Source organism: Sphingomonas sp. ABOLG, assembly GCF_003950435.1.
GTDB classification, from domain to species: Bacteria; Pseudomonadota; Alphaproteobacteria; order Sphingomonadales; family Sphingomonadaceae; genus Sphingomonas; species Sphingomonas panaciterrae.
On the sequence record NZ_QQWW01000017.1, the window covers coordinates 1 to 25,303 of the forward strand.

Annotated in this window: 24 protein-coding genes and 1 pseudogene; 9 read left to right on the forward strand and 16 right to left on the reverse strand. The window is 68.7% G+C overall.

Features of this window, described 5'->3' with window-relative positions; all coding sequences use genetic code 11:
* From CA236_RS15905 to CA236_RS15940, 8 genes and pseudogenes are all read right to left on the reverse strand, one after another.
* Window positions 1-198: pseudogene (locus CA236_RS15905) on the reverse strand (hypothetical protein); the annotation flags it as partial.
* Entirely contained in the window at window positions 195-755 is a 561-nt protein-coding gene (locus tag CA236_RS15910; protein WP_241212716.1) for a hypothetical protein, read from the reverse strand. The gene CA236_RS15910 and the pseudogene CA236_RS15905, both read right to left, overlap by 4 nt.
* Window positions 756-813: 58 nt before the next feature.
* A complete protein-coding gene (locus CA236_RS15915; RefSeq protein ID WP_241212718.1) occupies window positions 814-1,821 on the reverse strand; it encodes a phage major capsid protein in 1,008 nt (335 codons plus the stop codon).
* 82 nt (window positions 1,822-1,903) lie between these two features.
* Window positions 1,904-2,278, reverse strand: a complete 375-nt coding sequence (locus tag CA236_RS15920; RefSeq protein WP_206430604.1) for an HK97 family phage prohead protease — start codon at window positions 2,276-2,278, stop codon at window positions 1,904-1,906.
* A complete protein-coding gene (locus tag CA236_RS15925) occupies window positions 2,275-2,583 on the reverse strand; it encodes a DUF6127 family protein (protein ID WP_125946348.1) in 309 nt (102 codons plus the stop codon). The genes CA236_RS15920 and CA236_RS15925 overlap by 4 nt, the downstream gene beginning before the upstream one ends.
* Window positions 2,580-3,686: a phage portal protein gene (locus CA236_RS15930; protein ID WP_125946349.1), complete on the reverse strand. Its 1,107-nt coding sequence runs from the start codon at window positions 3,684-3,686 to the stop codon at window positions 2,580-2,582. Before CA236_RS15930 ends, CA236_RS15925 begins: the two co-directional genes overlap by 4 nt.
* 68 nt (window positions 3,687-3,754) lie before the next feature.
* The gene (locus CA236_RS15935) at window positions 3,755-5,056 is read right to left on the reverse strand and encodes a terminase family protein (RefSeq protein WP_125946350.1); all 1,302 of its coding nucleotides are present in this window, start codon (window positions 5,054-5,056) and stop codon (window positions 3,755-3,757) included.
* Entirely contained in the window at window positions 5,053-5,802 is a 750-nt protein-coding gene (locus CA236_RS15940; RefSeq protein WP_125946351.1) for a hypothetical protein, read from the reverse strand. The genes CA236_RS15935 and CA236_RS15940 overlap by 4 nt, the downstream gene beginning before the upstream one ends.
* A 258-nt stretch (window positions 5,803-6,060) precedes the next feature.
* Between CA236_RS15940 and CA236_RS15945 the strand changes: the two genes are divergently transcribed.
* The gene (locus tag CA236_RS15945; protein ID WP_125946352.1) at window positions 6,061-7,287 is read left to right on the forward strand and encodes an FAD-dependent oxidoreductase; all 1,227 of its coding nucleotides are present in this window, start codon (window positions 6,061-6,063) and stop codon (window positions 7,285-7,287) included.
* A gap of 72 nt (window positions 7,288-7,359) precedes the next feature.
* Here the strand turns inward: CA236_RS15945 and lpdA are convergent, their stop codons facing one another.
* Window positions 7,360-8,754, reverse strand: a complete 1,395-nt coding sequence (gene lpdA / locus CA236_RS15950; protein ID WP_125946353.1) for a dihydrolipoyl dehydrogenase — start codon at window positions 8,752-8,754, stop codon at window positions 7,360-7,362.
* Window positions 8,755-8,846: 92 nt separating this feature from the next.
* Between lpdA and CA236_RS15955 the strand changes: the two genes are divergently transcribed.
* Window positions 8,847-10,079, forward strand: coding sequence for an acyl-CoA dehydrogenase family protein (locus CA236_RS15955; protein ID WP_125946354.1), 1,233 nt, complete (start codon window positions 8,847-8,849; stop codon window positions 10,077-10,079).
* An 80-nt stretch (window positions 10,080-10,159) separates the two neighbouring features.
* Here the strand turns inward: CA236_RS15955 and CA236_RS15960 are convergent, their stop codons facing one another.
* The 3 genes from CA236_RS15960 to CA236_RS15970 all read right to left on the reverse strand — a co-directional run bounded on the left by CA236_RS15960 (window position 10,160) and on the right by CA236_RS15970 (window position 11,917).
* Window positions 10,160-10,735 (reverse strand): opacity protein, encoded by a 576-nt coding sequence (locus tag CA236_RS15960; protein WP_125946355.1) that lies wholly within the window; start codon window positions 10,733-10,735, stop codon window positions 10,160-10,162.
* Window positions 10,736-10,874: 139 nt separating this feature from the next.
* On the reverse strand, window positions 10,875-11,246 hold the full coding sequence (locus CA236_RS15965; protein ID WP_046407341.1) for a tRNA-binding protein: 372 nt from the start codon (window positions 11,244-11,246) through the stop codon (window positions 10,875-10,877).
* The gene (locus tag CA236_RS15970; RefSeq protein ID WP_046407342.1) at window positions 11,246-11,917 is read right to left on the reverse strand and encodes a glutathione S-transferase family protein; all 672 of its coding nucleotides are present in this window, start codon (window positions 11,915-11,917) and stop codon (window positions 11,246-11,248) included. The genes CA236_RS15965 and CA236_RS15970 overlap by 1 nt, the downstream gene beginning before the upstream one ends.
* Before the next feature lie 135 nt (window positions 11,918-12,052).
* Here CA236_RS15970 and CA236_RS15975 point away from each other — a divergent pair, with 135 nt between their 5' ends.
* The 3 genes from CA236_RS15975 (at window position 12,053) to CA236_RS15985 (ending at window position 15,426) form a co-directional block, all read left to right on the forward strand.
* Window positions 12,053-12,898: an enoyl-CoA hydratase-related protein gene (locus tag CA236_RS15975; RefSeq protein ID WP_125946356.1), complete on the forward strand. Its 846-nt coding sequence runs from the start codon at window positions 12,053-12,055 to the stop codon at window positions 12,896-12,898.
* Between the two features lie 143 nt (window positions 12,899-13,041).
* On the forward strand, window positions 13,042-15,135 hold the full coding sequence (locus CA236_RS15980; RefSeq protein WP_125946357.1) for a S9 family peptidase: 2,094 nt from the start codon (window positions 13,042-13,044) through the stop codon (window positions 15,133-15,135).
* 84 nt (window positions 15,136-15,219) lie between these two features.
* Complete coding sequence (locus tag CA236_RS15985) at window positions 15,220-15,426, forward strand: hypothetical protein (protein ID WP_125946358.1); 207 nt, start codon at window positions 15,220-15,222, stop codon at window positions 15,424-15,426.
* Window positions 15,427-15,468: 42 nt separating this feature from the next.
* Here the strand turns inward: CA236_RS15985 and CA236_RS15990 are convergent, their stop codons facing one another.
* On the reverse strand, window positions 15,469-16,455 hold the full coding sequence (locus CA236_RS15990) for a nitronate monooxygenase (protein WP_125946400.1): 987 nt from the start codon (window positions 16,453-16,455) through the stop codon (window positions 15,469-15,471).
* An 89-nt stretch (window positions 16,456-16,544) separates the two neighbouring features.
* On the opposite strand from CA236_RS15990, the gene CA236_RS15995 reads away from it, so the two are divergent.
* Together CA236_RS15995 and CA236_RS16000 are read left to right on the forward strand one after the other, a co-directional pair.
* Window positions 16,545-16,961, forward strand: a complete 417-nt coding sequence (locus CA236_RS15995) for a secondary thiamine-phosphate synthase enzyme YjbQ (RefSeq protein WP_125946359.1) — start codon at window positions 16,545-16,547, stop codon at window positions 16,959-16,961.
* A gap of 4 nt (window positions 16,962-16,965) precedes the next feature.
* Window positions 16,966-18,447 (forward strand): AarF/UbiB family protein, encoded by a 1,482-nt coding sequence (locus CA236_RS16000; RefSeq protein WP_125946360.1) that lies wholly within the window; start codon window positions 16,966-16,968, stop codon window positions 18,445-18,447.
* A 4-nt stretch (window positions 18,448-18,451) separates the two neighbouring features.
* On the opposite strand, the gene CA236_RS16005 is transcribed toward CA236_RS16000, so the two are convergent.
* A complete protein-coding gene (locus CA236_RS16005) occupies window positions 18,452-19,708 on the reverse strand; it encodes an aspartate kinase (RefSeq protein ID WP_125946361.1) in 1,257 nt (418 codons plus the stop codon).
* Window positions 19,709-19,760: 52 nt separating this feature from the next.
* On the opposite strand from CA236_RS16005, the gene ubiG reads away from it, so the two are divergent.
* Window positions 19,761-20,540, forward strand: coding sequence for a bifunctional 2-polyprenyl-6-hydroxyphenol methylase/3-demethylubiquinol 3-O-methyltransferase UbiG (gene ubiG, locus CA236_RS16010; protein ID WP_125946362.1), 780 nt, complete (start codon window positions 19,761-19,763; stop codon window positions 20,538-20,540).
* A 50-nt stretch (window positions 20,541-20,590) separates the two neighbouring features.
* Here ubiG and CA236_RS16015 read toward each other — a convergent pair whose 3' ends face one another.
* Window positions 20,591-21,364 (reverse strand): class II aldolase/adducin family protein, encoded by a 774-nt coding sequence (locus CA236_RS16015; RefSeq protein WP_125946363.1) that lies wholly within the window; start codon window positions 21,362-21,364, stop codon window positions 20,591-20,593.
* A gap of 40 nt (window positions 21,365-21,404) precedes the next feature.
* On the reverse strand, window positions 21,405-22,439 hold the full coding sequence (locus CA236_RS16020; protein WP_164518965.1) for an alcohol dehydrogenase family protein: 1,035 nt from the start codon (window positions 22,437-22,439) through the stop codon (window positions 21,405-21,407).
* Window positions 22,440-22,682: 243 nt separating this feature from the next.
* Between CA236_RS16020 and clpB the strand changes: the two genes are divergently transcribed.
* Complete coding sequence (gene clpB / locus CA236_RS16025; RefSeq protein ID WP_125946365.1) at window positions 22,683-25,262, forward strand: ATP-dependent chaperone ClpB; 2,580 nt, start codon at window positions 22,683-22,685, stop codon at window positions 25,260-25,262.
* The last annotated feature ends 41 nt before the right edge of the window (window positions 25,263-25,303 follow it).

A 25,303-nucleotide genomic window follows, 5' to 3' on the forward strand; every position in this document is an offset into this window, starting at 1 on the left:
GTGCAGCATGATCCGCACCCGCCCCTCGCGGCCGTCGATCCCCGCCCCGCCCCAGCGCGCCAGCACGGCGTCCTCGACCACCGCATGGGGCAGCGCCGCGCGCACCGGCGGCGCATCGAACGTTGTCACGACAGTGCCGACCGCGGCGACCAGCGCCGCCTGCAACGCCGTCGCCGGATCGCTCCCGCCGCCACTCATGGATGCGCCTCCGCCATCAGCCGCATTCGCCGATACGGCCGCCACAGCGCCGCCACCGCCGCGGGCGGCGCGCGCCCCGCGTCACGATCGTTGAACAGATGCGCGATCAGCATCGCGACGCCCTGCGCGATCGGTGGCGGCAGCGCGTTCCAGTCCGCCGCCAGCCCCGCGGTATAGCTCACTGCCACGCGCCCCGCCGCGCCCGGCGCGATCACCCGCACCCAGCCACGCGCCGCGCCATCCACGTCCACCGCATAGGCGTCCGGCGGCAGCACGAACGGCGCCCCCTCCGCCGGCAGTCCCATGACGCCGCCGATCGCGCGGACCGGCGCCGCCGCCAGCAATTGCCACCCGCCGCCGCGCGCCGCCGGCAGCACATCCTCCACCGTTCGCGTCACCAGCAACGTGCCGGTGAACGCCTCCGCCAGCGTGATCGCGGTGGCGGCCAGCCGCTCCAGCAGCGCCTGTTCCGCCTCTCCCTCCAGCCGCAGAAAGCCGCGCGCCTCCTCCACCGCCGCGGTGATCGCGGCGGGCGACACCCCCGAAACCGTCATCATCCTCTCCCCCTCTGCAACGACACGCCCCTCCCGCGCGAACGGGAGGGGCGGGAAAGGATCACGACGCGGCGAACTTCATCACCTTGATCGCCTCGCTGTTCGACACGCAGCCACCGACGCGCTTGGTGGCGTAGAAGCTGACAAACGGCTTCTTGGTGTAGGGATCACGCAGGATCGCGGTCTCGCTGCGCTCGGCGATCAGATAGCCCGCCTTGAAGTTGCCGAACGCGATCGACAGCGTGTTAGCCGCCATGTCGGGCATGTCCTCCGCCTCGACCACCGGATAGCCGAGCAGCGTCGCCGGCTGCCCCGCCGCCAGGCTCGGCTGCCACACGAACGCGCCATCGCTGGTCTTGAACTTGCGGATGCGCGCCAGCGTCGCCGCGTTCATCACGAACACCGCGCCCTGCCGGTATGGCGCGCGCAGCGACTGGACCAGGTCGATCAGCCGCTCCTGCGGATTGCTGCCGAAATCGCCCGCTGCGCCCGACAGGATATGCTGCAGCGTGCCGAACGGCCGCGTCGCATCGCCGGTCGCCGCCGTCGCCTGCTGCAGGAACCCCCTGGGCCGGTTGATGCCGTTGCCATTGACGAACGCCGCGCCTTCCGCCTTGGCGAATTCCGCCGCGATCTCGCCGGCCAGCCATTCCTCGACGTCGAAATGCGCGTCGTCCAGCATCGCCTGAGTCGCCGACGGATTGGCGAACAGCTCGCCCATCGGCGGCGCGATCTCCACCATCGTCGGCGTTGCCGTCTCACCCCGCTCGCCCGTCTCGGCCGCCCAGCCCGACGGCGTGCCGCCCGTCGTCACCAGCTTGCGATAGCCGGCGCTGCCGACCGACACGACATTGGCGATGCTGCGGATCGGCGACGCGGCTTTCAGCGTCGCATCGATCACCGCGTCTAGTTCCCTGGGCACGGCATAGCCGCCGCTGTCGCCGGTCACCCCCGAAAACGCCTTCATCTCCAGCACCGCGCCGCTGCGCACGAACGCGCCGAACGCGGCGTCGCGGCCAGTACCCAGAATTGCCGACGCGCCATCCAGCACCGGCCGTGCCACCATCATCTCACCCATGTTCTTCTCCCACGCGAAAACCCTCCCCGGCCGCGCTTGGCCGGGAAGCTGCACCCACCACGGGCGCGCACCTTCAGATCTCGATGATCGTCTCCACCCGCGCCGCCGCCTGCATCGGCACGGCGACCAGGCTCACTTCGGCAAGGCGTGCGCGCAGCACCTCGCGCCACGCCCCCTGCCGCGCCGCCAGCGCGCGATACCCGACCGACAGCCCGCGCAGCGCCCCGCTGCGCACCATCCGCGCCACGTCAGGATCAACAACGCACGCCTCGATCCACAGCCCGCGCGCATCCTCCCCGATCGCCCAGATCTCCCCCACCGGCTTGCCCTGATGTTGCATCAGCAGCGGCACCGGCACCGCATCGGCAAGGACGCCGCTGCGAAACACATCGCCCGCCCGGTCGACCCGGTCGAACAAGGCGGCATAGCCCTGGATGCGCAGGCTCATCGCACCCACTCCCCGAACCCCAGCTTCACCGCCAGCAAGGCGAGCAGCAGCGCCGCCGCCCAGCCGGCGAACGCCTTCCACGCGCTGCGCTTGGCATCACGCCACGCGGTCAGCAGCTCGCGCAGCTCCGCCAGGTCGCGCGACGCCGCATCATCGGCCAACCCCAGCCGGGTCATCGCCCGCGTCGCGCCCAGCTCGCCCGCCTCCTCGGCAATCGCGCGCAACGTCGCCATGTCCGCGCCCCCGGCGCTCCCCTGCGCCAGCAGCTGCGCCAGAACAGAACCAGTCCCAGAAGACCCTGTCATTGCGCCCACCCCACCATCTGCCGCTTCTCGTCGGCGGAAATGAAATCGGCCGCGGACACCATCGCCCACAGCCGCTCGCGATCCTCCACCAATGCCGGCACGCGATCGGGATCGATCTCGATCCGCGCCTCGGCGAACCAGTCGCGCAGGCCAGCCGCCAGCGCCCCGAACACCGCATCCGCCAGCGGCAGCACGGTCAGCCGCCACAGCGCCCGGTTCGCCTCGCGATAATTGGCGTAGGTCGCATCCCCGGGCAGCCCCAGCAGCATCGGCGGCACGCCAAAGGCCAGCGCGATCTCCCGCGCCGCCGCCGATTTCAGACCGACGAAATCCATGTCCGCCGGCGACAGGCTCAGCGCCTGCCACTTCAGCCCCCCTTCCAGCAGCATCGGCCGCCCGGCATTGCCCGCGCCGGCAAAGCCCGCCTCCATCTCCTCGCGCAATCGCTGGAACTGGTCAGCCGACAGCGCCGATCCATCCCCGGGATCATAGACCAGCGCCCCCGACGGCCGCGCCGCATTGTCGAGCAGCGCCTTGTTCCAGCGGCCAGCGGCATTGTGCACCGCGATCGCTCCCGATGCCGCGCTGAGGCACCCCAGCCCGTAATGATCGTCCAGCGGGTGGAACCCGCGCACATGGATCACCGCGTCGGGCGCAATCTCGCTCACCCGCCCGCCCACGGTGTAGCGATAGCCCGCCGCCCAGCCGCCGGCGTCCAGCACCACGCCAACCCGCTCGGGCCGCAGCGGATACAGCTCCGCCACCTTGCCGGCCTCGTCGCGCAGCACCTGGACGAAGGCATTGCCGTGCAGCAGCACCTGCGCCGCCATCACTTCCGCCAGCCGCCCGCCCCCGCCGCGCGCCGTCACCAGCGCCAGCAGCGCGGGATCGCTCGCGTCCAGCGGCGCCGATCCCACCGCCTCCGCCACCAGCCGCACGGCGCGCTGCGCCACCGCATTGCCGAGATACCCCGCGCGCACCTGCGCCTCATATCCCGTGGGCCACTCCCCGTGTGCGAAGCTTTGCCCCCCGTGCGACCCCGCCCCCCGCGACAAGGCCGGACGCGATTCCTCGCGCCCGGCCCTCATGCCGAACCATCTCATGCTCATCTCTCCCGAATGTCGAAGCCGACGGCGCGCTAAAGCGCGCCCGCAACAGCTCCAGAGGCGCGCTACAGCGCGCGCACCGCCGCCGCCCCGCGCCGCCCCAGCATCAGCTCATTGAGCGCCCAGACCAGGGCATCCGCGCGATCCGGCGATCGCCCCGGCCCCTCATAGCCGCCGCCGACCACCATCCCGCACAGCTCGTCCTCCAGCATCGGGAACACGCCCGCATGGCGCACGCGTCCCGCCTCATACAGCGCCGCCACCGGCTCCGCCCGCGCCACCTTCCCGCGGCTGGCATGGACCAGCCTGACCGGCAGCCCCGTATCCGCGGCATGAAGCACCGATCGCACCATCTCGCCGCCCTGGTTGGCCTCCGCCACCACCCGGTCGGCGCCATGCCGCGCGGCGCAGCCCGCCACCGCGCGCGCCCAGCCCTCGGGCGTCGCGCCGGTCACGCTGGCATCCTCGATCACATGGCCGCCTCCCTCGGCGTCCAGCCCGGCGGCGACGATCCCGCAGGCGTCGCCACCGACCCCCGCCGGCGGATCGACCCCAACCACCACGCGCACCAGCACCGGCGCCGCCACGATCCGGCACCCCTCGATCATCGCGCGCGACCATAGCGCCCCCGCGACCGTCTCGATCATCTCGCCGTCCAGCTCCTGCCGGCCCAGCGCGGTGCCGCCATAGCTTTCCATCATCGTCTCGATGAACGCCGCCGGCAGATGAACATTGTCGCCCGTCCGCCCGGTCGTCTGGTGAAGCCCCGGCAGCGCCATCACCCGGCGCATCAGCACGGTCGATCGCGGCGTGGTCGTCACCATCACCTGCGGCTGCTTTCCCAGCCGCATCGTCATCATCAGATTGTCCCACGCCGCCTCGCCGCGCCGCCACTTCGCCAGTTCGTCACACCAGGCGGCATGATGTTCCGGCCCGCGCAGCCCCTCGGGCGAATCCGCCGAATAGACAGTGGCGATCGCCCCGCCGGGCCAGCGCACCTCGCCCTTGCTCGCCGCCCAGGCCGGCCGCATGTCGAGCCGCGCGGTGGCAAGCACCCCGCTCGGCCCCTCCACCATCACCCGCCGCGCCTCGTCCGCGGTCGCCCCGACCAAGGCAATCCGCGCCTCGGGCACCCGCCGCGCGACGCCATTGACCCATTCCGCCCCGGCGCGCGTCTTGCCGAACCCGCGCCCCGCCCGGACCAGCCACACGCGCCACGCCTCCTCCGACCAATATTGCCCCCCATGCGCGAACGTGTGCCAGCGCCCCGCCAGCTCCACCTTCATCGGCATCGACAGTTCTGCGATCACCCGGTGGCGTTCGTCTGGCGGCAACAGCGCCAGCCTCATCAACAGATGCCCGTTCATGACGCCGCCCCCCGCCTGGCCAGCCCGTCGAGCGCGCGCTTCAGCGCCGCGTCGCTCTCCGCCTCGGTCGGCATGCGGACCGGCAGCACCTGCCCCCTGCGCCCGCCATCGGCGGCGCGATGCCGCTGCAACATGCCGACCGCCAGTTGCAGGTCGCCATTGCTGATGCTCGCGCCCGGCGCGCCAGCCGCCACCGCATCGACCTTGCCGATCGCATAGACCAACAGCGCATTTTCCAGCCGGTCGTATCCGATCGCCAGCGCCTCATCCCAGGCCGCAGCAAAGGCGGCATCCACGCTGCGCCAGCGGTGGACCGTCGCCAGCGTCCGCCCCGCCGACGCGGCCGCCGCCGCCACATTGCAGGTCTCCGCCAGCACCTTGGCAAAGCGCAGCTGCCGCAGCCGGGTGGTATGCCCCGCGATCCGCTCGACCCCGCGCTTTTCGTCCTGCGGCCACGCCGCCGCGCCAGCCTCATCCTCGGGCGCTGCCGACAACGTCGCGGCGTCAGGCACGCAGCCGCCGCCGCCCTGCGACACGGCGCCCGGCGCTTCGCCGCGGCTGCCCGCCTTCCTTCCCCGCCCGACGCCCGTCGCCGCCCCACCGGCCTTGCGCGCCGTGGTTTGCGCGGCCTCACCCGCCGTGGTGCCTCGCACCGCCCGCCGCGCTCGCGCCGGATCGGCCGGCACCTGCTCCCGCGCGCCGCTGCCGCCAATGCGCACGATCCCGTCCGCTGCGCCCTTGTTCATCGCGCCTCTCCCCCGCTGCCGTGGACGTCCCGCCGCTCGGACAGGCCCCCAAACGCCGACGGGCCGGGAGCGACAGGGCTCATCCCTGCGCTCACCGGCCCGTCGCCGCATCGAGCTGGCGGCGCTGCCCAATCGCGCCTGCACTTCCTCGATGTTCCTGTTTTGTACACAAACAGCGTCGCGCTGTCAAGCGCGTTTCGCTTGCCCTTGGCCGCGCCCCCGCGCAGGAACCCTCGCGAACGACTGCGGGGAGGACGAATGAGCAGCTATGACGTGGTGATCGTCGGTGCGGGCCATGGCGGTGCTCAGGCCGCCATCGCGCTGCGCCAGGCGAAGTTCGACGGCACGATCGCGGTCATCGGCGCGGAGCCGGAACTGCCCTATGAACGCCCGCCTTTGTCGAAGGAATATCTCGCCGGGGACAAGGCGTTCGACCGTATCCTGATCCGCCCCGCGGCCTTCTGGCAGGAACGCGGCATCGACATGCTGCTCGGCCGCGAAGTCACCGCCGTCGATCCCGCCGCGCATCGTGTCACCACCGCCGATGGCGCGACGATCGGCTATCGCCATCTCATCTGGGCGACCGGCGGCAGCCCGCGCCGCCTAGCCTGCGCCGGCAACGATCTCGCCGGCGTCCACACCGTGCGCACCCGCGCCGATGCCGATCGCATGATGGCCGAGCTTCCCGGCGTCACTCAGGCGGTCGTCATCGGCGGCGGCTATATCGGGCTGGAGGCCGCCGCGGTCCTCGCCAAGTTCGGCAAGAAGGTCGTTCTGCTCGAGGCGCTCGACCGCGTCCTCGCCCGAGTCGCCGGCCCGGACCTCTCGCGCTTCTACGAGGCGGAGCATCGCGCGCACGGCGTCGACGTTCGGCTCGGCGTCGCGGTCGACTGCATCCTTGGGGAGGATGGCCGCGCTACCGGCGTTCGTCTCGCCGACGGCAGCGTCATTCCCGCGCAGCTCGTCATCGTCGGCATCGGCATCATCCCCGCGGTCGAACCGTTGCTGGCCGCCGGCGCGGTCGGCGGCAATGGCGTCGCGGTCGACGCGCAATGCCGCACCAGCCTGCCCGACATCTTCGCGATCGGCGATTGCGCGCTCCACGCCAACGGCTTCGCGGAAGGCGCCAACATCCGGCTCGAATCGGTGCAGAACGCCAACGATCAGGCCAATGTCGTCGCCAGGACGATCGCCGGTCAGGACGCCGCCTATCACGCGGTGCCGTGGTTCTGGTCCAACCAGTACGATCTGAAGCTTCAGACCGTCGGCCTCTCGATCGGCCATGACGCCACTGTCCTGCGCGGCGACCCCGCCGCCCGCAGCTTCTCGATCATCTACCTCAAGGCCGGCCGAGTCATCGCGCTCGACTGCGTCAATTCGGTCAAGGATTACGTCCAGGGGCGAAAGCTCATCGAAACCCGCGCCGCGCCCGATCCCGCGCGACTGGCGGATGCGGCGACCCCGCTGAAGGAACTCACCGCCTAGCCGCCACCAACGAAAAAGGGGCGCCGGCAAATTCGCCAGCGCCCCTTTTCCTGTGTCGCCCGGGCGACCCGATCAGATGTGGATCGGCTTGCCCTGCACCGCCATCGCGGCTTCCTTGATCGCTTCCGAATGCGTCGGGTGCGCGTGGCAGGTGTAGGCGATGTCCTCGCTGGTCGCGCCAAACTCCATCGCCTGCGCCGCCTGCGCGATCATTGTGCCCGCGACGCTCGCGATGCACCACACGCCCAGCACGCGATCGGTCTTGGCGTCGGCGATCACCTTCACGAAGCCATCGGGCTCATGGTTGGTCTTGGCGCGGCTGTTCGCCATCATCGGGAACTTGCCGACCTTGATCTCGCCCTTCTCCCTGGCGGCTTCCTCGGTCAGCCCGACGCCCGCGATCTCCGGCCAGGTATAAACGACCGACGGGATCACATCATGATTCACGATGCCATGCTGGCCCGCGATGTTCTCCGCAACGGCGATGCCCTCGTCCTCGGCCTTGTGCGCCAGCATCGGCCCCGGAATGACGTCGCCGATCGCCCAGACACCCGAAACCGAGGTGCGGAAATCGTGGTCGGTCTCGATCTGGCCGCGGTTGTTCGGGGTGAGGCCGATCTTCTCCAGCCCCAGGCCGTCGGTGTTCGGCTTGCGGCCGATCGACACCAGCACGCAATCCGCCTCGATCGTCGATGCCTCGCCGCCAGCGGCGGGCTCAACGGTCAGCGTGGCCTTGTCGCCGTTCACGGCAACATTGGTCACCTTGGTGCCCAGCTTGAACTCGATCCCCTGCTTCTTGAAGATCTTGTTGGCTTCCTTGCGCACGTCCCCGTCGAAGCCGGGCAGGATCTGGTCGAGGAACTCGACGCAGGTCACCTTCGCGCCCAGGCGCCGCCACACCGAGCCAAGCTCAAGCCCGATCACGCCGCCGCCGATCACGACCATGTGCTCCGGCACCTTGGGCAATTCGAGCGCGCCGGTCGAATCGACCACCACCTTCTGGTCGATCGTCACGCCCGGCAGCGGGGTGACCGACGAGCCGGTGGCGATGACGATGTTCTTCGCGGTCACCTTCTGACCATCGACCGTGACGCTGTGCGCGTCCTCGAAGCTGGCGCGGCCCTTCAGCCACGTCACCTTGTTCTTCTTGAAGAGGTATTCGATGCCGCCCGTCAGGCTCTTCACCGACTCGCGGCGCTGGCCGTGCATCGCATCGAGGTCCAGCTCCGGCGTCACCTTCACGCCCATCTTCGCCATCGAGCCGTTGGCCGCCGCATCGAAAAATTCGCTCGCGTGCAGCATCGCCTTCGACGGGATGCAGCCGACGTTGAGGCAGGTGCCGCCCAGCGTCTCGCGGCTCTCGGCGCAGGCGGTCTTCAGGCCCAATTGTGCCGCCCGGATCGCTGCGACATAGCCACCCGGACCGGCACCGATCACGAGAACGTCATAGTCGAATTCGTCAGCCATCGGGTGCACTCGCCTCTGGATTAGGGAAACCGGCTGCGACATAGACCCTCATGACGGGGGTGCAACCCCGCGAGCGACTTAGGAGAGGCCGGATGGACCTGACGTGGAGCCCTGAGGAACAGGCGTTCGAGGCGGAGGTGCGCGATTTTCTCGCCACCGCCCTCACCCCCGATCTGCAACGCGCCGGCCGCCTCTCCACCAGCGTCTATGCCGATCACGAAGCCAGCATGAAATGGCAGCAGATCCTGGTCGAAAAGGGCTGGGCCGCACCGCACTGGGCGCCCGAGCACGGCGGCACCGACTGGACCGTGGCACAACATTACATCTGGAATCGGGAGCGGATCGCGGCCGGCGCGCCGGGCCTGTCGCCGATGGGCATTTCAATGGTGGCCTATGTCATCATGAAATACGGCACGCCCGAGCAGCAACGCTTCTTCCTGCCGCGCATCCTTTCGGGCGAGATCTTCTTCTGCCAGGGCTATTCCGAACCCGGCTCGGGCAGCGATCTGGCGTCCTTGCAGACCAGCGCCATCGACGACGGCGACGATCTCATCATCAACGGCCAGAAAGTGTGGACCACCCACGCCAATGAGGCGAACTGGATCTTCGCACTGGTCCGCACGTCGAAGGAAGGCCGCCCGCAGCAGGGCATCACCTTCATCCTGATCGACATGACGACCCCCGGGGTGGAGGTCCGCCCCTTCACCATGGCCTCGGGCGAGCAGATCCAGAACGCGGTCTTCTTCACCGACGTGCGCGTGCCCAAGGCGAACGTGATGGGGGAGATCGACCGCGGCTGGAGCGTCACCAAATATCTTCTCGAATTCGAACGCGGCGGCAACGCCTACGCCCCCGCGCTCAAGGCCCGCGCCGACGCCATCGCCCGCTATGCGGCGGAAACCATCGGCAGCGACGGCGCGCCGCTCCTAGACGACCCGGTATTCGCCACCAAGCTCGCCCGCGCGCGGATCCGCGCCGACGTGCTGGAGATCATGGAACTCCGCCTGCTCTCGGCCGCGAACGACGACGGCAGCGTCGGCGCCTTGTCCTCGATGATGAAGATCATGGGCACCGAACTCGCCGGCACGCTGACCGAACTGACCATGGAGGCGGCGGGCGATCGCGGCCTCGTCTATCAGCCGCACGCCACCATGCCCGGCGGCCCGGTCCCCCGCCACACGCCGCCAGCGGACGGCTATGTCTCGGGCGAGGAATGGCACGCGCTCGCGCCGCTGCGCTACATGAACGAGCGCGCTGGCCCGATCTACGCCGGCTCCAACGAGATTCAGCGCAACATTATCGCCAAGCAAGTGCTGGGGCTCTGACCAAAGCCCCCAGCCCCAACCCATGAAAAAAGGGGCCCCGGCCTGCGCCGGAGCCCCCTTTCCCTAGCTCGGTGCGGGGATCAGAAGTGCCCGATCACGCCCAGCATCGGACGCACCGTCTCGAAATCGCCGGTGGTGGCGATTTCGGCGCGGATGCGGATGCCTTCCTTCTTCACCAGACCGTCGAGGCCGATCGCCGACGGGCCGAACTCGCCACCGATGCCGTAGGAGATACGGCCATAGTCGCGGCTGTCGTTGCCGTAGCGGTCGAAGTTGACCCAGCGATAGCCGGCCTTGACGTAGATGAGGCCAGTCTCACCGGCGCGCGCGCCGACCCGGCCGTGCACGCCATATTCCCAGTCGATGTCGCCGGTGAAGCCCTTGGCCGCATTGCCCTCGACGCCGACGAAGAAGCTGTTGAGCGGCACGTTCACGCCGACCACGCCCTCGACCAGGCCGCCCTTCAGGCGGTTGCCCGGCTGCGACACGGGGATGCCGCCGCCCGGCGCGCTCTCGAACCCTTCATAGCCGCCCAGCACGCCGACATAGGGATCGATGCCGAACGCACGCGAACCGTCGGTGGTGGTCTCCTGCGCCGCAGCAACCGACGGGATCACAAAAGCGGCGGCAACGGCCGCCGAAAGCAACTTCTTCATCACAATACCTTTTACCTGGCTGCCGCTTGATGCGTGGCCCGCCTGTTCAACCGCCAGGGTTCCGGCAAGTTGCTGCGACCGCGAGGTAAAGAAATCGTGTTGCATTGCAGCAACACTACTGTGACCGAAACGGGACGACCTAGAACAGCCGCCCGCCGTCGGGCACCGCCAGCGTCGGCGCAGCCAGCACCACCTTGCCCGCCGCGTCGGGAAAGCCGAGCGTCAGCACTTCGCTCATCACCGGGCCGATCTGCCGCGGCGGGAAGTTCACCACCGCCATCACCTGCCTGCCGACCAGATCCTCGGCGGCATGGTTCTCGGTGATCTGCGCCGACGATTTCTTGCGCCCGATCACCGCCCCGAAATCAATCACCAGCTTCAGCGCCGGCTTGCGCGCTTCCGGGAACGGCTCGGCCGACACGATCGTGCCGACGCGAATGTCGACCTTCAGGAAATCGTCGAAACTGATCGTCTCGGCCGCAGGGGCGCCGGCATCATGATTGGCGTGCATCAGAAATCCGGGTTCTCGTAATAATCAGGCGGCTCGATCCCGCTCATCCGCTCGGCCAGCAAGGGCCGGAAGCTGCGGCGGCTCTTGAACGCCGAATACCACGCCTTGGCATGGGTATGCCCTGACCAGTCAATCCCGCCGAGATAATCCGCGACCGAGATATGCGCCGCGGCGGCAAGGTCGGCGAGGCTGATCGTCGCGCCCGCCATCCATTTGCGATGGTCGAGCAGGTAATCGATGTAATCGAGATGCCCGATCGCGGATTTCATCGCCTCGCGCAGCCGGGCGGCGTTGGGCGACTGGCGCAGCACCAGCCGCTTCACCATCCGCTCCTCGATCAACGGCTGGCTGACGTCGCGGAAGAATTGCGCGTCGAACCAAGTTGTCAGGCGGCGGATCTCGGCGCGGTTGGCGGCCGATCCGTTGATCATCGCCGCGCGATCGACCGTCTCCTCGAAATATTCGCAGATCGCCATCGAATCGATCAGCACCGTGCCGCGCTCGCCATCCACCATCACCGGCGTCTGCCCGGCGGGGTTCAGGTGCAGGAACTCGTCCCGCCGCGACCACGGCATTTCCCGCACCAGCTCATAGCCGACGTCCTTCTCGCCCAGCAGGATGCGGACCTTGCGGGTGAAGGGACACAAAGGAAATTGATGGAGCTGCCACATGCCCCATCGTTAGGCCGCCAAGCCGGCCAGTGAAAGGCGCTTCGGCGAACTTGCGCCACCGCATGGCGTGTCACGCCGGGGCAGGTTATGCCGTGCCGCAAGCGGACGCAGGATCCGCATCATCAGGAGAGGCCGATGACCTTTGAACAAATCCGCTACACGATCGATGGCCCGATCGCGACGATCATGCTCGCCCGCCCGGAGAAGATGAACGCCTATACCGCGGTGATGGGGGCTGAGTTGGCCGAAGCGGTGCGCAAGGCGGGCACCGAGGAGAAGGTGCGCGTCATCATCCTGACTGGCGAGGGCCGCGGCTTCTGCGCGGGCGCGGACATCTCCGGCGGCGCCGACAGCTTCGGCAGCGGCGGGCCTAATTTCGCCGCCAAGGGCAAGCCGCGGCAGGACGGCGGCGGCTTCGTCGGCGCGCTGTTCGACAGTCCCAAGCCGATCATCGCCGCGATCAACGGCGCTGCGGTCGGGGTCGGCGCCACGCTCACCCTGCCATGCGACATCCGCATCGCCGCCGACACCGCGCGCTTCGGCTTCGTCTTCGCGCGCCGCGGGCTGGTCCCTGAGGCGGGCAGCGCCTGGTTCCTGCCGCAGCTCGTCGGCCTGCCCCAGGCGCTGCGCTGGTGCCTGTCGGGCGCACTGTTCGACGCGGCTGAGGCGCTTCGCGGCGGGCTGGTCAGCGAGGTCGTCCCCGCCGACATCCTGCTCGCCCGCGCCCACGAAATCGCGCGCGAGATTGCCGAGAACACCGCTCCCGTCTCGATCGCGCTGACCCGCCAGATGCTGTGGCGCCTCGCTGGCGAGCCATCGCCCGCCGCCGCGCTCAAGGTCGATGGCGGATTCGCCATGACGCTCGGCGCCGGGCCCGACGTGCGCGAGGGCGTCGCCGCCTTCTTGGAAAAGCGCCCCCCCGCCTTCCCCGGGCGGATCGCCACCGACATGCCGCCCGGCTACCCTTGGTGGGTCCGCTGACGGCGCTCGCCCCGCCATCGCCGCCATCACCGTTGCCGGAAGCGGCGCGGACCCATGCCCGAACTGCAATGGCGCGCGCACGATGCTTGCTTGCGCCCCGCCGCCCTGCTGCGCTTCAACCGCGCATCCACCGGAGTAACCCAATGCGCCGTTTCGCTTTTCTCCTTGCCTGTTCCGTCCTCGCCGCCCCCGTCCTCGCCGCCCCAGCCCCCGCGCTTGCGCAGCAGCAGGCGAATGCCGCGCCGGTTGATGGCCCCAGCCGCACCTTCACTGGCAACGACCTGTTCGGCCTCTCGATCGCGGCCGATCCGCAGATCAGCCCGGACGGCCGCACCATCGTCTATGTCCGCCGCACCGGCGACATCATGACCGACCGGATGCAATCGTCACTGTGGCTGATCGATGTCGCCAGCGGAAAGCAGACGCCCTTCGCCACCAGCGGCTCCAGCCCGCGCTGGTCGCCCGACGGCTCGCGGATCGCCTATGTCGCCGCCGATGGCGAGCGCGCCCAGCTCTTCGTCCGCTGGATCGGCAGCGGCGCCAGCACGCGCGTGACCAGCCTGCCGGGTGATCCCAACAGCCTGTCCTGGTCGCCCGACGGCACGCGCCTCGCGTACATCGCGACCGTCGCCGGCGAGCCCACCAAGCTCGGCAAGGCGCCCGCCAAACCGGAGGGGGCGAAATGGGCCGAACCGCTCGAGGTGATCGACCGCATCACCTATCGCAACGACGGCCCCGGCTATCGCAAGCCCGGCTACGACCATGTCTTCGTCGTCTCGGCGGACGGCGGTGCGGCGCAACAGCTGACCTTCGGCAAGTTCGACGATGGCGGCCCGCTGTCGTGGAGCGCGGACGGCCGCACCATCCTGTTCTCCGCCATCCGCGGTCCGGATGCCGAGCGCGAGGTGATGAATTCCGAAGTGATCGCGGTGGATGCCCGCACCGGTGCATTGCGCACGCTCACCAGCCGCGATGGGCCCGACGGCGCACCGCGCTTCTCCAGCGATGGCAGCCGGATCGCCTGGATCGGCTTCGACGACAAGCGCCGCGCTTATACCAACGCCGAACTGTACGTCGGTGACGCCAATGCAGCTTCGCCGCGCTCGCTCACCGCATCGCTCGATCGTTCGATCGATGACGCGCAATGGGCCGGCGACGGCCGCGCGCTCTACGCCAGCTATGACGACGAGGGGCAGCGCAAGCTCGCCCGCATCGGGCTCGACGGGCGTTCGACGGTTCTTGCCGACAACCTCGCCGGTGGCGGGCTCGACCGCCCCTATACGGGCGGCGATTTCTCCGTCTCGCGCGGCGGCACCATCGCCTACACCGGCGGCGACGCCTCAGCCCCGGCGGACGTGTGGGTGTGGAGCGGCGGCAAGGCGCGTCGCCTGACCAACCTCAACGCCGTGCTCACCGCCTCCAAGACGCTGGCGCCGGTGCGCAAGATCGCGGTGACCGCGCCCGACGGCCGCCCGATCGACGCCTGGCTCGCCACCCCGCCGGGCTGGCAGCCGGGCACCCGCGTGCCGCTGATCCTGGAGATCCACGGCGGCCCGCATTCCGCCTACGGTCCGAGCTTCGCCACCGACGTCCAGCTCTATGCCTCGGGCGGCTATGCCGTGCTGTGGACCAACCCACGCGGCTCCACCTCCTACGGCGCCGAGTTCGCGAACCTGATCGACAAGAATTATCCCAGCGAGGACTATGACGACCTGATGGCTGCGGTGGACGCGGCGATCGCGGAGGGCGTGGCCGATCCCAACAACCTGTTCGTCACGGGCGGCTCGGGCGGCGGCGTGCTCACCTCATGGATTGTCGGCAAGACCGACCGGTTCAAGGCGGCGGCCACGCAAAAGCCGGTGATCAACTGGATCAGCGAGGCGCTGACGATGGACAATACGCTGTTCACGTCGCGCTACTGGTTCTCGAAGCTGCCGTGGGAAGATCCCATGAGCTACTGGAACCGCTCGCCCCTGAGCCTCGTCGGCAACGTGAAGACCCCGACGCTCGTCGTCGTCGGCAGCGAGGATTACCGCACCCCCGTCAGCGAGAGTGAGCAATATTATGCCGCGCTCCAGATCGCCGGCGTCCCGACCGCGCTGGTGAAGGTGCCCGGCGCCAGCCACGGCGGCTTCACCAGCCGCCCGTCGCAATCGGCGGCGAAGGCCAGCGCAATCCTTGCCTGGTTCGATCGGTACCGCAACGCCGCGCCCGCGGCATCCACTCCGGGCAATTGATCATCGGCATGGCGGCGAACAGCGCGTTCGCCGCCATGCCATAATCGTTTGGCGCGACTCCGCGGCCGGGCGTATCATCCGCTGATGGAAAAGCGCCGCCAGATCGCGATCGTCGCCGGCACGCTGTCGCTGGCCGCGCTCGCCATGATCCACCCGCCCAGCGCGGACATCCGCATCCTGACGCATGAGCGCGCCGACGCCTCGCCGGCCCGTTTCCAGGCCGGGGTCGACCTCGGCCTCGCCAGCGCCTCGATCCTCGTCACCTGGACCACGCACCAGCTGACACGCTGAGCCACCGCCGCGCCGCGGCGATGACCCTGCTTATTTGCCTGATCAGGCCGCGCGCTGCTCCAGCGCCTGCGCTGCCTCGGCCATCAGCGACGCAATGATGTCAGCCAGCGGCTCTTCCTTGGTCACCATGCCGACCGACTGACCCGCCATCACGCTGCCATGCTCGACATCGCCGTCGATCACCGCGCGGCGCAGCGCACCGGCCCAATAATGTTCGATCTGAAGCTGCGCCTCGGCCATCGCCAGCCCGCCCTCGTCCAGCGCCTGCGCCACTTCGCGCTGCTTGGCGGTGAACAACTCGCCGCCGGCATTCTTCAGCGCGCGCACCGGGATCACCGGCAGCCGCGGGTCGATCTGGACGCTCGCCACCGCGTCGCGCGCGGAGGCGCGGATGAACGCCTGCTTGAACTTCGGGTGCGCGATCGATTCGGTCGCGCAGACGAAGCGCGTGCCGAGCTGGACGCCAGCCGCGCCCATGTCGAGATAGCCCGCAATCGCCTCGCCGCGGCCGATGCCCCCGGCGATGAACACCGGCACGTCATTGGCAATCGCCGGCAGGATCTCCTGCGCCAGCACGCTGGTCGACACCGGGCCGATATGCCCGCCGGCTTCCGATCCCTCGATCACCAGCGCATCGACGCCCGAGCGGATCAGCTTCTTCGCCAGCGCCAGCGTCGGCGCAAAGCAGATGACCTTGGCGCCCGACGCCTTGATCGCCTCCAGCGATCCCTTCGGCGGCAGCCCGCCCGCCAGCACGACATGGCCGACCTGATGCTTACCGCACACCTCGATCAGCGCCATCAGATCGGGGTGCATGGTGATCAGGTTCACGCCGAACGGCTTGTCGGTCAGTGCCTTGGTCGCGGCGATTTCCTTGTCGAGCAGCTCTACCGTCATCGCGCCGCACGCGATCACGCCAAAGCCGCCGGCGTTGGACATGGCGGCAACCAGGTTGCGCTCGCTCACCCAGCTCATCGCGCCGGCCATGATGGCCACTTCGCTGCCGAGGAATGCGGCGCCGCGCGCCATCCGGCGGGCGAGCCGGGCGGAACCGGAACGGTCAATCGTGGTATCGTTCATCACCGCGCCGCTACACGGGTCGCGCGGCGGAGACAAACATGCGGCAACACGCCACCGAATTGATTATCACTTCGCCCGGTCAGGGCCTTCACGAATTCACCCGCGATGTCGTCAACTGGATTGCCTCGACCGGCATCGAACAGGGTCTGCTCACCCTCTTCATCCGCCACACCTCCGCCTCGCTGCTGATCCAGGAAAATGCCGCGCCCGCCGCGCGCCGCGACATGGAACGCTACCTCGCTCGCATCGCCCCCGAATCGCGCGATTACGAACATGACGACGAAGGGCCCGACGACATGCCCGCCCACCTGCGCGCGGCGCTCACCGCCACCAGCCTCTCGATCCCGGTCACGAACGGCCGCCCGGTGCTCGGCACGTGGCAGGGCATCTACCTCTTCGAACATCGCCGCGCGTCGCACCGCCGGCACGTCGCGCTTCATCTGATCGGCGAGTGACGCGATGCTGGGAACGCTGAAAGTCGCCGCCCGCGATCGCGCCCGGCTGGGCGAAGTCGCCGCCGTCATGTCGCGCTTCGGCCTCGACGTCCTGCTCGCCCGCCTCGGGCTGGGCAATGCGCAGGAGCAGCCGGAACCGTTCGACCTCCCCGATCGCACCCGCCGCGCGCTCGAGGCGCTCGGCCCCACCTGGGTGAAGCTCGGCCAGATCATGGCAACCCGCGCGGATATCCTGCCGCCCGGATGGATCGCCGCCTTCGAACAGCTGCAAAGCTCCGCTCCGCGCCTGCCGTTCGAGGACCTGCGCCCTGCGGTGGAAGCCGCGCTCGGCGAGCCGCCCGAAACGGTCTTCGCCCAGTTCGATCCCGAGCCGCTCGCCGCCGCCTCGATGGCGCAGGTCCACCGCGCGACGCTGCACGATGGCACCGCCGTGGTGGTCAAGATCCGCCGCCCCGGCATCCGCCCGCGGATGGAGGCGGACTTGCGCCTGCTCGGCGAAGTCGCCCGCGTCATGGAGCGCTCGAACGCGGAGGCCCGCCGTTTCGGCGCGACCAAGCTCATCCGCCAGCTCGGCGGCGCGATCCTGGGCGAGCTCGATTTCGCCAATGAGGGGCGCAACGCCGATCTGCTACGCGACGATTTCGCGCGCGACTCCCGCGTGCTGATCCCGCGCATCCACTGGGATTATACGTCCGATGCGCTGATCGTGATGGACCACATCCCCGGCGTGCCGCCGCGCAACGCCCAAGTGCTGCGGGATGCCGGGATCGACCCCGCCGTGATCGCCGCCTCGGGCGCGGACATCGTGCTTCAGATGGCGCTCATCAACGGCCGCTTCCACGGCGATCCGCACCCCGGCAACCTCCTGTGCTTGCCCGGCAACCGCATCGGCATGATCGATTTCGGCCTCATCGGCCACGTCAGCCCGCGCCGGCGTGAGGAATTCATCGCCTTCGTCCAGGCACTGGTCACCGACGATCCCGCGCTACTCGCCGAAACGCTCGCCCGCTGGGCCGAACTGGAACATCAGGTCCCGCGCTTCATGCCGATCGCGGAGGGGCTGGTGGTCCGCCACGGCCGCCGTCTGGTGCTGGCCGATCTCGTCGCCGACCTGTTCGGCACGCTGCGCGAGGAGAAGCTCGCCTTCCCGCCCGATCTTCTGCTGCTGTTCAAGGCGCTGATCACATTGGACGGCGTGCTCGGCGCGATCGAGCCCGACTTCGATCTCGCCGCCGCGATGCGCCGGGCAAGCGGCCGGCTGGTGATGGAGCGGCTCTCGCCGGAACGCTGGTCACGCCGCGCCGCCGCCGTCGCACTGGAGGTCGATCGGCTGGGCGACGATCTCCCGCGTCTGATCCGCGCGCTCGTCCGCCGCGCGGAGGCCCCGCCAACGCCTGCCCCGGCGCAGCCGTTCGACAGCCGCATCCTCGCGGCCGCCCTAATCGTCGCCGCGCTGATCATCGCGGCGGCGATCATGCTGACCTAGCGGCTCAGGCCGCCTCGTCGGCGTCGAGGCCGTAGGCGGTGTGCAGCACGCGCACCGCCAGCTCGGTCTCGTCCTCGTTGATCAGCACGCTGACCTTGATCTCGCTGGTCGAGATCGCAAGGATGTTGATCCCGCGCGCGCCCAGCGTCGAGAACATCGTGCTCGCGACGCCCGCATGGCTGCGCATGCCGACGCCGACGACGCTGATCTTCGCCACGCGCGTGTCGTGCACCAGCTCCTCGAAGCCGATCGCCGCACGCGCCTGGTTCAGCGTCTCGATCGATCGCGCGAGATCCGCCGAGGGCACCGTGAACGTCACGTCGGTCGAGCCCGAACCATGGGCGATATTCTGGATGATCATGTCGACGTTGATGTTCGCCGCGGCGAGCGGCTCGAAGATCGCCGAGACCGAGCCCGGCTTGTCCGGAACCGCGGTCAGCGTGATCTTCGCTTCGTTCTTGTCGTGCGCGATGCCGGTGATCAGCTGGCGTTCCACGTCTTCAACCTCCTCTTCGCCCACGATCATCGTGCCGGGCAGTGTATCCGCCATCGGGGCATCGTCGCCGGTGAACGACGAGAGCACCTGGATGCGGACATTCTCCTTCATCGCCAGGCCCACCGACCGCGTCTGCAGCACCTTGGCGCCGACGCTGGCGAGCTCCAGCATTTCCTCATACGTCACCTTGGCGAGCTTGCGCGCGCGCGGCACGATGCGCGGATCGGTGGTATAGACGCCATCAACGTCGGTGTAGATGTCGCAGCGATCGGCCTTGATCGCTGCCGCCACCGCCACCGCCGACGTGTCGGAGCCGCCACGGCCCAGCGTCGTCACGCGCCCCTCATGCACGCCCTGGAAGCCGGGGATCACCGCCACTTCGCCCGCACCCATGCTGGCGAGCAGTGCCTCGGCATCGATCGTTTCGATCCGCGCCTTTGCGAACGCGCCGGACGTGTTGACCGGCAACTGCCAGCCCAGCCACGAACGCGCCGGCACGCCGATCGCCTGCAGCGCGATCGCCAGCAGCCCGCTGGTGATCTGCTCGCCGGCGGAAACGACGACGTCATATTCCTTGGGATCGTAAAGCGCGCTCGCCTCGCGGCAGAAATTGACCAGCCGGTCGGTCTCGCCCGCCATCGCGGAGACGACCACCGCCACCTCGTTGCCGGCCGCCGCCTCGCGTTTCACCCGCGCCGCGACCGAGCGAATCCGCTCGATCCCCGCCATCGAGGTGCCGCCGAATTTCATGACGATGCGGGCCACGGGATACTCTCGGGTGCTTGGGGAAAACTGGCGCGCCTGATAGGAAAGCGTCATGGCCGACGCAACTGTAACAACCGATACCGTACCCTCTCCCCTCGGAAGCGACGGCAGCGGCCACGCCAGCATCGTCGCGCGCGAGGCGGCGCATTTCGGCGCGATGGCCAGCGAGTGGTGGGATCCGCGCGGCTCATCCGCGATGCTTCACCGGCTCAATCCCGTGCGCCTGCGCTACATCCGCGAACAGGCCGACCGGCATTTCGATCTCGATCCCGCCAGCTTCACGCCGCTCACGGGCAAGAGCGTGCTCGATGTCGGCTGCGGCGCCGGCCTGCTCGCCGAACCGCTCAAGCGGCTGGGCGGCGCAGTCACCGCGATCGATGCCGCGGCGGAGAATATCGCGGTCGCGCGCGATCACGCTGCGCAGAGCGGGCTGGTCATCGACTACCGCGCCGGCGGCGTGGAGGCCGTGGAGGGCGAGCAGTTCGATCTCGTCACCTGCATGGAGGTGATCGAGCATGTCGCCGATCCGGCAGCCTTCGTCGCGGGGCTGGCAGGCGCGGTCGCAGATGGCGGCCTGCTGATCATGTCGACCCCCAATCGCACGCCCGTGTCGCGCCTCGCGATGATCACGCTGGCGGAGGGCACCGGCCGCATCCCGCGCGGCACGCACGATTGGGACAAGTTCATCACGCCGGAGGAGCTGGGCGAGATGCTCTCCGCCGTTGGCTTCACGGTGCGCGACACGCGCGGCATCGCCTTCTCGCCGACCAGCGGCTTCACCCTCTCCGACTCGCTGTCGCTGAACTACCTCGTCACCGCGACCCGCACATAACATCCGCTGCGGTCGTCACCCGGCGGGTACCGGATGACGACCGCGCTGCCTCAGTTGCGGAAGCTGGGATCAATCCGGTCGAGCTTGCGCAGCAGCGCCGGCCACGCCAGCTTCTCGGCAAGGTTGCCCATCCCCGCCGGCGCGCTCTGCCCGGCGACCTTCTCCTCCACGCCCTGCGGCGGGTTGTTGAGGTTCTCGCGCCCGGCCGACAGCATCAGCACCTGCGCCTCGCACGCCCGCTCTAGGAAATAGAGCCGCAGGAAGCAGGATGCGACGCTGTCGCCCACCGCCAGCGTTCCATGATTGCGCAGGATCATCGCATGCTTGTCGCCAATGTCCGCGACCAGCCGCTCGCGCTCGTCGAGGTCGGTCGCGATGCCCTCATAGTCGTGATAGGCGACATTGTGCTGCGCGATCATCGCCGTCTGGGTGTGCGGCAGCAGGCCGAATTCCATCGCCGAGACTGCCTGGCCATGCGGGGTGTGAAGATGCATCACCGCGGCGGCATCCTCGCGTGCCATGTGGATCGCCGAGTGGATCGTAAAGCCCGCCGGGTTCACCGGATGATCGGTATGGCCGACCGGATTGCCCTCGACATCGATCTTCACGAGGCTCGACGCGGTGATCTCCTCGAACATCATGTCATAGGGGTTGATCAGGAAGTGATGCTCCGGCCCGGGCACGCGCGCCGACAGGTGCGTGAAGATCAGGTCATCCCAGCCGTACAGCGCGACGAGGCGGTACGCCGCGGCCAGATCAACCCGCGCCTCCCACTCACCGGGGGCATATTGGTTGGTGTTGTCGACCGGCGCCAGCGTGGCCATGGCAAACTCTCCTTCGTTCGATTTACCCACGACTATAGCCTCACTCCGGCGTCATCACCACCTTCAGCGCTTCGCGCCGGTCGAGGATGGCGTATGCCTCGGCGCCCTGCGACAGCGGCAGCCGGTGCGAGATGTAGCGTTCAGGCCTGAGCTGCCCCTTCTGCACCATCGGGATCAGTTCCTGCCACCAGTGCGGCACGGAGCAGGTGCCGGTGCGGAACGTCAGCCCGCTGGCGAAGGCGCGCTCCATCGGGAAGGGGAAGCGCCGCGTCTGGTTGACGCCAAGGCACGACACGGTGCCCCATTTCCCCACCAGCCGGAGCGACAGGTCGATCGTCGCATCCGCCCCCACCGCCTCGACGACGCTGCTGCACATCCGCCCCTTCGTATCCTCGCGGATGAACGGCACCGCCTCGGCCGGATCGACGCCGATCGCGCCCAGCCCCTCGGCGATCGCGCGGCGCTCGGGCACCAGGTCGATCGCATAGACCCGCCCCGCCCCCATCGCCAAACAGCCCTCCACTGCCATCAGTCCAATCGGGCCCAGCCCCACCACCGCGACGCTCGCGCCCGGCTTGATGTCGGCATTGCGCACCGCCATCCAGCTCGTCGGCAGCGCATCGGTCAGCATCAGCGCCTGTTCGTCGGTGATGCCCTCCGGAATGCGCCGCGCGTTGCCGTCGCCCGCCGGCACCCGCACCGCTTCCGCCTGGCTACCCTGCAGCGCCGCGGACAGCCCGTAGCAGCCGGAGCCATTGTTCTCGCACTCATGCACCCGGCCCATCAGGCACCCGGGACACGCGCCGCAGCCGACCGCGGCCGAAATCATCACCCGGTCGCCGGATTTCAGGGTGCGCACCGCGCGGCCGATCTCGACCACTTCGCCCACCGCCTCATGCCCGACGCAAAAGCCCGTATCCTCGGAAAAGCCGTGGCCGTGATAAATGTGAAGGTCGCTGCCACAGATCGCGCAATGCTTCACCTGGACCAGCACATCACGGTCGTCCTGCAACGCTGCGTCCTCGGTCGATCCGTATTGGATGTCGCGCGCGCCGAAATACCGCAAAGCCTTCATGATCCGCTCCCGTGTCGCTTTGCCTACAGGGGAAGCGCAATCGCCAGGCACGTCAACTGTCCTTCGGAAATCCCGGATACCCGCGGCGGGGTTCGCCTCCGATGACAACAAGGAAGTCGGGAAGATGCCGGCTAGACATGCGCCTATGGACGCGCCCGCCGCGCGTCGCCATCTTTCGCTTGATCGCTCTCTTGTGTTGCTAATCGACAACACCACATGATGCTCGAAGGAAACAGGGACACCATGAACCTCGAGAAATTTACCGACCGCGCCAAGGGCTTCCTCCAGTCGGCGCAGACCGTTGCGATCCGCATGAGCCACCAGCAGATCGGCCCCGAGCATCTGTTGAAGGCGCTGCTTGAGGACGAGCAGGGCATGGCGGCGGGCCTCATCCAGTCCGCCGGTGGCGACGCGCGCCGCGCGGTGACGGAGACCGACGCCGCGCTCGCGAAAATCCCCGCGGTCAGCGGTTCGGGCGCGCAATCGACGCCGGGCCTCAACAACGATGCCGTGCGCGTGCTCGATTCTGCCGAACAGATCGCGCAGAAATCCGGCGACAGCTATGTCACCGTCGAACGCCTGCTGGTGGCGCTCGCGCTGTCGCTCAACACCCCCGCAGGCAAGGCGCTTCAGGCCGCCGGCGTGCGCGCCGACGCGCTCAACACCGCGATCAACGATCTGCGCGGCGGGCGCACCGCCGACACTGCCACCGCGGAGGATCGCTACGACGCGCTGAAGAAGTTCGCCCGCGACCTGACCGAGGCGGCACGCGACGGCAAGCTCGATCCGGTGATCGGACGCGACGAGGAAATCCGCCGCACGATCCAGGTCCTCGCCCGCCGTACCAAGAACAATCCCGTGCTGATCGGTGAGCCCGGCGTCGGCAAGACCGCGATCGCCGAGGGGCTGGCGCTACGCATCGCCAACGGCGACGTGCCCGATACGCTCAAGAACAAGACGCTGATGGCGCTGGACATGGGCGCGCTGATCGCGGGCGCGAAATATCGCGGCGAGTTCGAGGAGCGGCTGAAGGGCGTGATCGACGAGGTGAAGGCCGCCGAAGGCGACATCATCCTCTTCATCGACGAGATGCACCAGCTGATCGGCGCCGGAAAATCCGAAGGCGCGATGGACGCGGGCAACCTGCTGAAGCCGGCCCTCGCGCGCGGCGAGCTGCACTGCGTCGGCGCGACCACGCTCGATGAATATCGCAAATATGTCGAGAAGGATCCCGCGCTCCAGCGGCGCTTCCAGCCCGTGTTCGTCGGCGAACCGACCGTGGAGGATACGATCTCGATCCTGCGCGGGCTGAAGGAGAAGTACGAGCTTCACCACGGCGTGCGCATCACCGATGGCGCGCTGGTTTCCGCGGCGACGCTCTCCAACCGCTACATCACCGATCGATTCCTGCCCGACAAGGCGATCGACCTGATCGACGAAGCCGCTTCGCGCATCCGCATGGAGGTGGAGTCGAAGCCCGAGGAGATCGAGACGCTCGACCGCCGCATCCTTCGCCTCAAGATCGAGCGCGAGGGCCTGCGCCGCGAAACCGACGAAGCCTCGCAGGACCGGCTCGAGAAGATCGAGGAGGAACTCGCCAATCTTGAGCAGCAGTCGGCCGAACTGACCCAGCGCTGGCAGTCCGAGAAGGACAAGCTGGCGGGCGAGGCGAAGCTCAAGGAGCAGCTGGACGCCGCGCGGCTCGAACTGGAACAGGCGCAGCGCCAGGGCGATCTCGCCAAGGCGGGCGAGCTTTCCTACGGCCGCATCCCCGCGCTCGAAAAGCAGCTCGCCGAGGCGCAGGGCGCCGCGGCCAATGCGATGCTGCGCGAGGAAGTGACGCCGGAGGATATCGCCGCCGTCGTCGCCCGCTGGACCGGCATCCCGGTCGAGCGGATGATGGAGGGCGAACGCGACAAGCTCCTCAAGATGGAGGAAGTGATCGGCAAGCGCGTGATCGGTCAGGAGGATGCGGTGCGCGCCGTCTCCACCGCCGTCCGCCGCGCCCGCGCCGGGCTACAGGATCCGAACCGCCCCCTGGGCTCGTTCCTGTTCCTCGGCCCGACGGGCGTCGGCAAGACCGAGCTGACCAAGGCGCTCGCCGAATTCCTGTTCGACGATCCCAACGCCATGGTCCGCATCGACATGAGCGAGTTCATGGAGAAGCACGCCGTCGCCCGGCTGATCGGCGCGCCTCCGGGCTATGTCGGCTATGAGGAAGGCGGCGTGCTGACCGAAGCGGTGCGGCGCCGGCCGTACCAGGTCGTGCTGTTCGACGAGGTGGAGAAGGCGCATGGCGACGTGTTCAACGTCCTCCTCCAGGTGCTCGACGATGGCCGCCTCACCGATGGCCAGGGCCGCACGGTCGACTTCTCGAACACGCTGATCATCCTGACGTCGAACCTCGGCAGCCAGTATCTCGCCAATCTCGGCGAGGGCGAGGACGTCGAAACGGTCGAGCCGCAGGTGATGGAGATCGTCCGTGCGCACTTCCGCCCGGAATTCCTCAACCGGCTGGACGAGATCATCCTCTTCCACCGGCTGGGTCAGGCGCACATGGGGCCGATCGTCGACATCCAGGTGGCGCGCGTCGGCAAGCTGCTCGCCGATCGCAAGGTGACGCTCGACCTCACCGATGCCGCGCGCGCGTGGCTCGGACGTGTCGGCTACGATCCGGTCTATGGCGCCCGCCCGCTGAAGCGCGCGGTGCAGCGCTACCTGCAGGATCCGCTCGCCGATCTCATCCTGCGCGGCGAAGTGAAGGACGGCAGCACGATCAGGGTCGACGAAGGCGACGGGAAGCTCGTGCTGTCCGTCGTCTGACCCGCAACCGGGGAGGGCGCGCCCACGCCCTCCCCTTTACC